Genomic DNA, 7,834 nt, shown 5'->3' on the forward strand with positions numbered 1-7,834 from the left:
GCGGATTAGCCGCGCAACATACGCGATCTATCCGTTTTGTTTGTCCTTTGGGCGCGGCGTAATCCGCCAACTGCGGTGTTCATTCGCCCTCCAGGGATGGAGGAAGTGCGGCAAATGGTCTGGAACCATTGCCGCAATACGGCGGATTACGACGCGCGGAAAATCTTTACATAAATTGAAGCTTGGAAAGTTTGCGCGTCTCGGCAACCGCTCCATGCGTTGCCCTATCTCCTGCATCCATGCAGTCGTAATCCGCTCTATTCACCAACCAATTGCTCAATCCGGTAAAACCCTTGCTGATTTTCACCCAATGTTTCGGCTAACCAGGGCAAAACCTGTTGCATGTCGGCAAGCAGCGTCCAGGGCGGATTGAAGACGATCATGCCACTCGCCGTCATGCCGAACCCGTCGCTATCGGCCTGTATGCCCAGCTCGAATAACTGGATGTTTTTAATGCCGCTCGTTTGTAAGGCACGTTCCATAGTCTGGTTACGCTTTCTGGCAACGACGGGATACCAAAGACAATAGCAACCTGTGGCGAACCGCTTGTGCATTTCTTTAAGTGAGCCCGCCACCGCTTGATATTCATTTTTGATTTCATAGGTAGGATCGATCAGTATCAAACCGCGATTTTCTCGTGGTGGCAACAATCCTAAGCTGTCCTTTAATCCATCGGCACGAAAGACCTTGATGCGCTTATCCTTCTTAACTACGTCGTTTAACAGTCTGGATTCCGCCGTATGTAACTCGTAAAGAAACAGGCGGTCTTGATTATCTAGCAACTGACGGACAATTAAAGCCGAACCAGGATAACGGAGTAATTGCTCAGAATAGTAGACCTGTTTGATGAGATAGACGTAATCGGCCATACAAGCGGGCAAATCTTCACGTTGCCATAAGTTGCCGATACCGTCCAGAAATTCCTTGTTTTTCTGCGCCTCGCCGCTATTCAGCTTATAGTCTCCAGAACCGGCATGGGTATCGATATAGCAAAGGGGCTTGTCTTTTTTTTCAGGTAAGCTAGCACCTGAACCAAAACCACATGCTTCAGGACATCGGCGAAATTTCCGGCATGATAAGCATGTTGAAAACTTAACATGATCTAGGCTGGATTATGTTTGAAACCGTTCGGGCTGAGCTTGTCGAAGCCCATCGACCTTTCGACAGGCTCAAGGCGAACGTAGTTAATAACTTCACAAGGCCGAATTAATAGTGCTGGCTCAGAGCGCTTTGTCAACGATGGTCATGGCGATTTCAAAGGCAATCAAGCCGATGATAATCCACTCCAACGTTGATGAATGCCGGTGCTTTTGCTCATCTGCCAGCATTTCGAATAGCTCATGAATCGTTTCCAGTTTCTTGGACAGCACTTCGGTACGCGGCGCAATTTCCAAATATTTGGCGGCGATGGCATAGAATTCTTCATATTCTGGGTATTCCCAAAAGAAATCCGGTTTATCTAGCAAATCATAATTCAAAATAATATCGCTTTTGGTCAAAAACAGTTGCCCACGTATTTTTGCTATCTCATGGCGGCCTAATTTGATTCTTCCGTCTTGCGCCAATGACTTCGGGATATAACTGGTATTGTTGATGGTGGTAATGGCATTCGCTTCAAACGAGGCCAGTTTGATCGATTGCGCCATGCCTTGCGACAAGGAAAAAAGCACAATAGGGTCGGAGGACTCGATTTCTATATGATCCTCAACAATGCGTGTTTGTGGATTGTCGAGGGTGAAAGTGAAATTATCTTCTTCAACGATTTGCAGAGGATTATCCGCATGTTCCAACAGGAGCTTATGCAGTTTATGTTGTTGTTCTGAATCGATATTCCAATGTACGACTGCGCCATAGGCAAAAACTACTGACCAAGATTCATCATCCTCAATCAACAAAGCCCCTTTGATAATTCGTATCAGGCTAGATTCCGATAGGATTTTTGCCAGGGCGCTGATGTCAAAGCCTTGTGCCAAACAATAGGCTACGCAACGCTTAGCTGCTTGGGATTCAGGCATGATTGGCGTTCATGGGACTAATATGGATGAATGCCATTAAAAAAGCCTTGCGTTAATTTTCAGAAATTTTGATCAGCCATCCCTCAGCAGCTCGGCATGAGGAAGCCTTGGCATTAATTTTGACATCAATCCGCGCCGCCGTATTGCGTAAAGAAGCAGGGATCTTGCCCTTGACCACATAAAATGGGTCTTTAAACTCAAATACGACATCCACGGGCTGCTGTTTGACTTCTACAGAAACCTGCTTAGGGTCATCGATATTGTATATCAGGAAGGAAAATGCTGCCCCCGGAGCGACAGTCGCCAAATGTACGGGTTGCATCTTGTCCAAGTGTGGATGGACGCAGGCTGCGGTGCCACTGTAACTTCCGCCCCTACCGCCTCGATGTCTGCTGTGATCCATTATGGCATGTGCATCAATAAAAGTAAGGGCAAGCAAGGCAGCCAGCAAGTGCATTTTTTTCATGGGGTCACTCCTCCGGTTACTGTTGTCGAAAGTACGGTCTATGCTCGATTATACCTATTATTTTAGCGATCCCTGTCGTTATGATAGGTACACAATAAACTAATCTGCTTACGTGTTTCTGCACGCTAACCGTTTCATAGCACATTAGCGTAATCTTGTTCCAGTTGCCGGAAATTCATCGAGGTCATAAACCGACTAAAACTTAGCCATGCCGAAAGCCCCATCAGGTCGGTAAACTGCGGCGGCAAAAAGCGTGGGGCAATCACCGTTCCTTCTTCAACCAAATCCACCAACACTTTCATGTCTTCAATCATGGTCTTGCCGCAAAATAACAAGGGAATCCGATCCGGCTTGCCTTTGCTAACCGCCAGCCGCATGAAGTTATAAGTCAACACGAAGCCCTTGATATAAGTCAGGTCTTTCGTAAAAGGCAGTTCTTCGGGCCTGCTGCCCCTAAAAACACGGCTGCTGATCGTATAGCTTTCTTCCTTATCCAAGCCCTTCTCAAGAAAAAAATTGAAAATATCAATAAAATTAGCCCCTTCTTCTGCCAGTGTTATGGCGCGAACCCGATGAATCAGTCGCATGAGCCGGTTAGGCGTGGAGCTGAAAGTCAATATTTCCATCAATACCGCCAAGCCTTCCTGGGTCACCGTCGCCGAAGGTGGCCCTTTGCCGAGGAACGTGCAGTAGGGTTGTGCTAGCCCATTTAAAGTAGTGCCTAAATGCACCCAGATTTCATGCACTTCCAGAACCCGCAAATCCCGCATATTAAATAAAGCATCAGCACGCAGTTTGACGTAATCGGTGCCAGCGGCGGCATCCGCGATAATGCCGTCACTAATCATTGCCCGTAGTCCATTGCCGGGTAGCACGGCTTCTATTTTCTCATTAAGGATGGTTACCGCTTCGTGTGCAGGGATGGTTTTGGGTTCCTCTGCAAGAAAATCCAGCTTCAACAATTGCGATAAGGTTTCTTCCATCATGCTGCCCAACCCGGCAATAGTAGGATCGCCGACATGAAAAACATCTTGCGATGAACCGTACAATTCTTGAGAAATATTGGTGAAGGTGGCGTTACCCCGAAATTCAAGCATTGTCACCACATCCTGATATTCCCGGCAAATCCGCCGCATAATCACGCTCAGCGGATTAAGCTGTCCGAGTTTGCGCACCAAATCCCGTTCGATCTGGTAAAACTCTTGCTTTTTGTCATCCGGGTCGAAACCCAAAGACCGCCCCTGGTAGTATTCGGGCGTAATTACTGGCATTTTTTTACAGTGACTGGCAAAGAAAGCCTGCTTGATAGTGTCGTCCCACTTAATCGCATCGAGAATACGAATGGGCTGCTGCGCTTTGACAATCCGGTCAGAAAGCGCTTTAACTTCTGTCAGGTAGGCCGATGGCGGGTGTGCGATGTGGGTATTCTTGGTGTGCATTTATCATCCAAGTATTGACAAAGTTACAGAAAATCTATTGTAACCACATGTGCCAATAAAATGCACGGACTGTAGGGGCAATCCCTTGTGGTTGCCCGAATAATCACAAGGGGTTGCCAGGGCAGGCACAAGGCCTGCCCTTACAATTTGGGTGATTAATGATATTTGTACAATGCTTTATGGCCTTTGTGCGTTAGGTCGGCGGCAGCGTCGCTTCGGATATTGTTGTATGTTTTTAGGTTTTATAGTATTTTGTAGCTGGCGTTAGGTTGCCACCGTAAATCTTGGGCCTGGCCGCCATTACGAATGCTGTTTGGTTATAATTGGACACATAAAGGGGGAAAATATGGCAGACCTTTCAGTCATCAAGTCGACACTCAATTACGTAATCGACTGGATGCAGGCGCGGATCAATGAGCGGACTTCTTGGGATGGGGTCACTATCATAATCATCAGCATTATAGCCTTGATTGCTACGCCCTTGGTCAAATATGCCGGGTGGATTGGTTTAGGTTACGGCGCCTGGACTTTATGGAAAAGAGAAAAAGTACAATAACAGTTTTTATTAACCTTTTTGCGTCCCTGTTATGGGTTACGCGAATTTAACCTGGGAGGTCAGAATCATGTCCACAAAAGAAGAATATTTAGCAAAATTGAAAACCCGGAACGATAGTTGGCAAGTAGAAATAGATGAATTGCAAGCTAAAGCCAGTGAAGCGACAGATGATATTCGAGCTGAAATAAATGAGCAAATTGCTAATCTTCGTGTTAAATCTGCAGAAGGGGAGAGTAAGTTTAACGAGTTGGCGGATGCTACTGAAGAAGCTTGGGAAGATCTGAAAGTTGATGCGGAAGCAATGTTCAACAATCTTGTTGGCGAATTACAAGAAGAAGCACAGGAAACTATGGCTGAGGCTCAAGGCTTCTTCGCAAAAATCAAATCCTTCTTTAGCTAAGTCATTCAATATCCAAACGACTACTAGTTTTTTTAAGCGGTAGTCGTTATCAGTGCGTAAAGTTAATCTGTTTAGTCCAAGTATCCACGGCACATAAAGGGCGGTTAAAAGCCGACCTTTGTGTTGCTGCTTGTGTTATGCCAAGAATTATTTTTCCAAAAACGTGCGCCAATTTATCTTTAGTGACCCATTTTTTGGGTGAGTTTTAAAAATCGTTGATACCGCGTCATTGTTATGTTGCCGTTTTCCGCAGCTGCGCGAACCGCACAACCCTTGTCATGGTGGTGGCGGCAGTCATTGAATTGGCAGTTACCTGATAACGGTTGGAATTCCCTGTAGCCTTGCGCCAATTGCTGGATGTCCAAGTCGGCCAGCCCAAAAATAGCCACGCCAGGGCTGTCTATCAAATCGCCGCCGGTATCGATGTGGTAAAGTGTTGCAGTAGTTGTGGTGTGCCGCCCATGTTTGGTCGTTTCAGAAACAGAGTTAGTTTTCAGGTTCCTGTCGGGAACCATAACATTGGTAATAGAAGATTTTCCGACACCCGATTGTCCTGCCAGCAAACTGACTTCGTTTTGTAACGCAAGTTTCAGTTCAGCAAGGCCAAGCCCTGTTATTGAGCTGACTCTATGCACCTGATAGTCGAGACATTGGTACACCAAAAGCTCTTTTTCAATAGTTTCGGATTGAACCAAGTCTATTTTATTTAAGATTAGGGCGACATCGATTTGATTATTCTCGCAAACAGCCAGGTATTGGTCAATCAGCAAGAAATCGCAGTAAGGTTCCACGGCGATGACGACGAATACCTTGTCAATATTGGCGGCAACCGGGCGAACCTTATTGTTTCTGGCAGGTCTGGCTAATAGAGACCGGCGAGGTAGCACTGCTTCAATACGGCCTTGATCTGGAGCTGTTAGCGACCATGATACCTTATCGCCAACCGCCACGGTTTCAAGCCGCCTTAGCGGCTGGCAGAGGATTATTTTATTTTCATGTTCTACAGCAATACTTTGCCCTAAATGTGCAATGACGAGTCCCTCCATAGACATGGGAGCTAGTCCTTCCTTAGGCATGGATTATGCGGACTGCATTTTGGTTTCCAGGTGGGCAATGCGAATGGCGGCGGGTGGATGGCTATAGTGGAACGCTGAGTACAGCGGGTCGGGTGTCAAGGTGCTGGCGTTTTCTTCATACAGCTTGACCAGGCCGCTAATCATTTTGGTGGCTTTGGCATTGTTGGCGGCAAAATCGTCCGCCTCAAATTCAAACTTGCGTTGGAAATAAGCGCTGATCGGCTGCATAAAGAAGGTGAAAACTGGTGAAACCAGCATGAACAATAACAGTGCGGCGGCATTTGAGGCTTGTTCTACACCCAGGCCGGAAAAGAACCATTGTTGATTGATTAACCAACCAAGAATCGCCAGACTAATCAAGCTCATAACCGAAGTTGCAACCAGCATTTTGATGACGTGCTTGCGCTTGAAATGGCCCAATTCATGCGCCAGTACGGCTTCCAGTTCTTCTTCATCAAGCGAATTGACTAAGGTGTCGAAAAATACGATACGTTTGTTGTTGCCCAAGCCGGTGAAATACGCATTGCCATGACCGGAGCGTTTAGAACCGTCCATAATGAAAATGCCTTGGCTATTGAAGCCGCAACGGGCAAGCAAACCCTGGATCCGGTCTTTGAGCGAACCCTCCTGCATCGGGGTAAATTTATTGAATAAGGGCGCGATGAGGGTCGGAAATAACCAGCTCATCAGCAGTGAAAAGCCCATGATAATCGCCCAAGCCCACAGCCACCACATCGAACCGACGCTATCCATGACCCACAAGATCAAGGCCAAGATAGGCAAGCCGATTGCCGCGCTTAACCCCAATTGCAAAAACAAGTCTTTAATGAATTGCTTGACAGTGCTTTTGTTAAAGCCGTATTTTTCTTCAATAACAAAGGTTTGGTACAAGCTGGTAGGAATGTCGATCAAGGTCATGGCCAGGAAAACGGTTGCGAGTGCCATAATTCCGGCTAGTAACGGGGACGTGACCTGCGCTGTCCAGAAGACAAATGCAGAATTGCTGCCGCCGCCTATCGTCAACGCCAATAAAACGACAATGCCGATGACGCTGTCTATAATCCCTAACTTGCCTTTCTCGATGGTGTAGTCAGCCGCTTTTTGGTGAGCTTCCAGGGAAACGCGGTCTTTGAATGCTTCAGGCACTGCCGAACGATGGCTGGCAACGTGGCTTGATTGTCGCATAGCTAACCAGAATTGAGTGGCGTAACAGCTAACCAGGGCTATCAAAAAGATGAGTGTAAAGCTGTTCATGAGTTAAAATCGTCGGGTTTAAGAACTAGGTGTAGATATAGGCCAATGCTACACTAACTATCGTGCAATTAATATAACGGAAAAATCAAATGGCACAAGATGCCCAACATCTCATTTGGATAGATCTGGAAATGACCGGGCTGAACCCCGACACTGACTTGATTATCGAGATTGCGACAGTCGTAACCGACAAAGACCTGAATATACTCGCCGAAGGGCCAGCCTTGGCGGTGCATCAGCCTGATGCCGCGTTATTGGCGATGGATGACTGGAACCAAAAACATCATGGGGAATCGGGATTAATAGACCGGGTCAGGGCTTCCAAGATTAGCGCGGTGGAAGCCGAGGCCTTGACCATAGCTTTTTTGAAAGACTGGGTGCCGGAGAATGTTTCCCCCATGTGTGGTAACACCATTGGGCAAGACAGGCGTTTTCTTTACCGCTATATGCCGAAACTAGAAGCTTATTTCCATTACCGTAGCATCGATGTCTCAACCCTGAAAGAATTGGCAGCCAGATGGGCGCCTGGGCTGAAAGACGGGTTTACAAAAGAAACCAAGCATGAAGCCTTAGCGGATATACTCGAATCCATTGAAGAGTTACGTTATTACCGGGAACACTTTATTGC

9 protein-coding genes are annotated in these 7,834 nt (G+C 46.8%); 3 read left to right on the forward strand and 6 right to left on the reverse strand.

Going from position 1 to position 7,834, the window contains the following annotated elements; translation table 11 throughout:
• Positions 1-257: 257 nt before the first annotated feature.
• From ACLQ6D_RS10940 to ACLQ6D_RS10955, 4 genes are all read right to left on the reverse strand, one after another.
• Entirely contained in the window at positions 258-986 is a 729-nt protein-coding gene (locus tag ACLQ6D_RS10940) for a 23S rRNA (adenine(2030)-N(6))-methyltransferase RlmJ (RefSeq protein WP_411727323.1), read from the reverse strand.
• Between the two features lie 234 nt (positions 987-1,220).
• Complete coding sequence (locus ACLQ6D_RS10945) at positions 1,221-2,015, reverse strand: RMD1 family protein (protein ID WP_411727315.1); 795 nt, start codon at positions 2,013-2,015, stop codon at positions 1,221-1,223.
• A gap of 52 nt (positions 2,016-2,067) precedes the next feature.
• Positions 2,068-2,481: a hypothetical protein gene (locus ACLQ6D_RS10950; RefSeq protein WP_411727316.1), complete on the reverse strand. Its 414-nt coding sequence runs from the start codon at positions 2,479-2,481 to the stop codon at positions 2,068-2,070.
• A 134-nt stretch (positions 2,482-2,615) separates the two neighbouring features.
• The gene (locus tag ACLQ6D_RS10955) at positions 2,616-3,920 is read right to left on the reverse strand and encodes a flavohemoglobin expression-modulating QEGLA motif protein (protein WP_411727317.1); all 1,305 of its coding nucleotides are present in this window, start codon (positions 3,918-3,920) and stop codon (positions 2,616-2,618) included.
• A gap of 346 nt (positions 3,921-4,266) precedes the next feature.
• Here ACLQ6D_RS10955 and ACLQ6D_RS10960 point away from each other — a divergent pair, with 346 nt between their 5' ends.
• On the forward strand, positions 4,267-4,476 hold the full coding sequence (locus ACLQ6D_RS10960; protein ID WP_411727318.1) for a hypothetical protein: 210 nt from the start codon (positions 4,267-4,269) through the stop codon (positions 4,474-4,476).
• A 67-nt stretch (positions 4,477-4,543) separates the two neighbouring features.
• Positions 4,544-4,876 carry a coiled coil domain-containing protein gene (locus ACLQ6D_RS10965; protein WP_411727319.1) on the forward strand — a complete coding sequence of 111 codons (333 nt, stop codon included), beginning with the start codon at positions 4,544-4,546 and terminating at the stop codon, positions 4,874-4,876.
• Between the two features lie 179 nt (positions 4,877-5,055).
• On the opposite strand, the gene rsgA is transcribed toward ACLQ6D_RS10965, so the two are convergent.
• Complete coding sequence (rsgA, locus tag ACLQ6D_RS10970; protein WP_411727320.1) at positions 5,056-5,928, reverse strand: ribosome small subunit-dependent GTPase A; 873 nt, start codon at positions 5,926-5,928, stop codon at positions 5,056-5,058.
• Positions 5,929-5,955: 27 nt separating this feature from the next.
• Entirely contained in the window at positions 5,956-7,206 is a 1,251-nt protein-coding gene (locus ACLQ6D_RS10975) for a M48 family metallopeptidase (protein WP_411727321.1), read from the reverse strand.
• A gap of 89 nt (positions 7,207-7,295) precedes the next feature.
• On the opposite strand from ACLQ6D_RS10975, the gene orn reads away from it, so the two are divergent.
• A partial coding sequence (gene orn, locus ACLQ6D_RS10980; protein WP_411727322.1) for an oligoribonuclease occupies positions 7,296-7,834 on the forward strand: 539 nt, incomplete at its 3' end.

The organism is Methyloglobulus sp., from assembly GCF_046714055.1.
Classification (GTDB): Bacteria; Pseudomonadota; Gammaproteobacteria; order Methylococcales; family Methylomonadaceae; genus Methyloglobulus.

What these genes read in the sequence shown, in the direction of transcription:
- ACLQ6D_RS10945 (WP_411727315.1), bottom strand. Translation starts at nt 2,015, where the DNA reads ATGCCTGAATCCCAAGCAGCTAAGCGTTGCGTAGCCTATTGTTTGGCA.
- rsgA (WP_411727320.1), bottom strand. Translation starts at nt 5,928, where the DNA reads ATGTCTATGGAGGGACTCGTCATTGCACATTTAGGGCAAAGTATTGCT.
- ACLQ6D_RS10950 (WP_411727316.1), bottom strand. Translation starts at nt 2,481, where the DNA reads ATGAAAAAAATGCACTTGCTGGCTGCCTTGCTTGCCCTTACTTTTATT.
- ACLQ6D_RS10965 (WP_411727319.1), top strand. Translation starts at nt 4,544, where the DNA reads ATGTCCACAAAAGAAGAATATTTAGCAAAATTGAAAACCCGGAACGAT.
- ACLQ6D_RS10955 (WP_411727317.1), bottom strand. Translation starts at nt 3,920, where the DNA reads ATGCACACCAAGAATACCCACATCGCACACCCGCCATCGGCCTACCTG.
- ACLQ6D_RS10975 (WP_411727321.1), bottom strand. Translation starts at nt 7,206, where the DNA reads ATGAACAGCTTTACACTCATCTTTTTGATAGCCCTGGTTAGCTGTTAC.
- ACLQ6D_RS10960 (WP_411727318.1), top strand. Translation starts at nt 4,267, where the DNA reads ATGGCAGACCTTTCAGTCATCAAGTCGACACTCAATTACGTAATCGAC.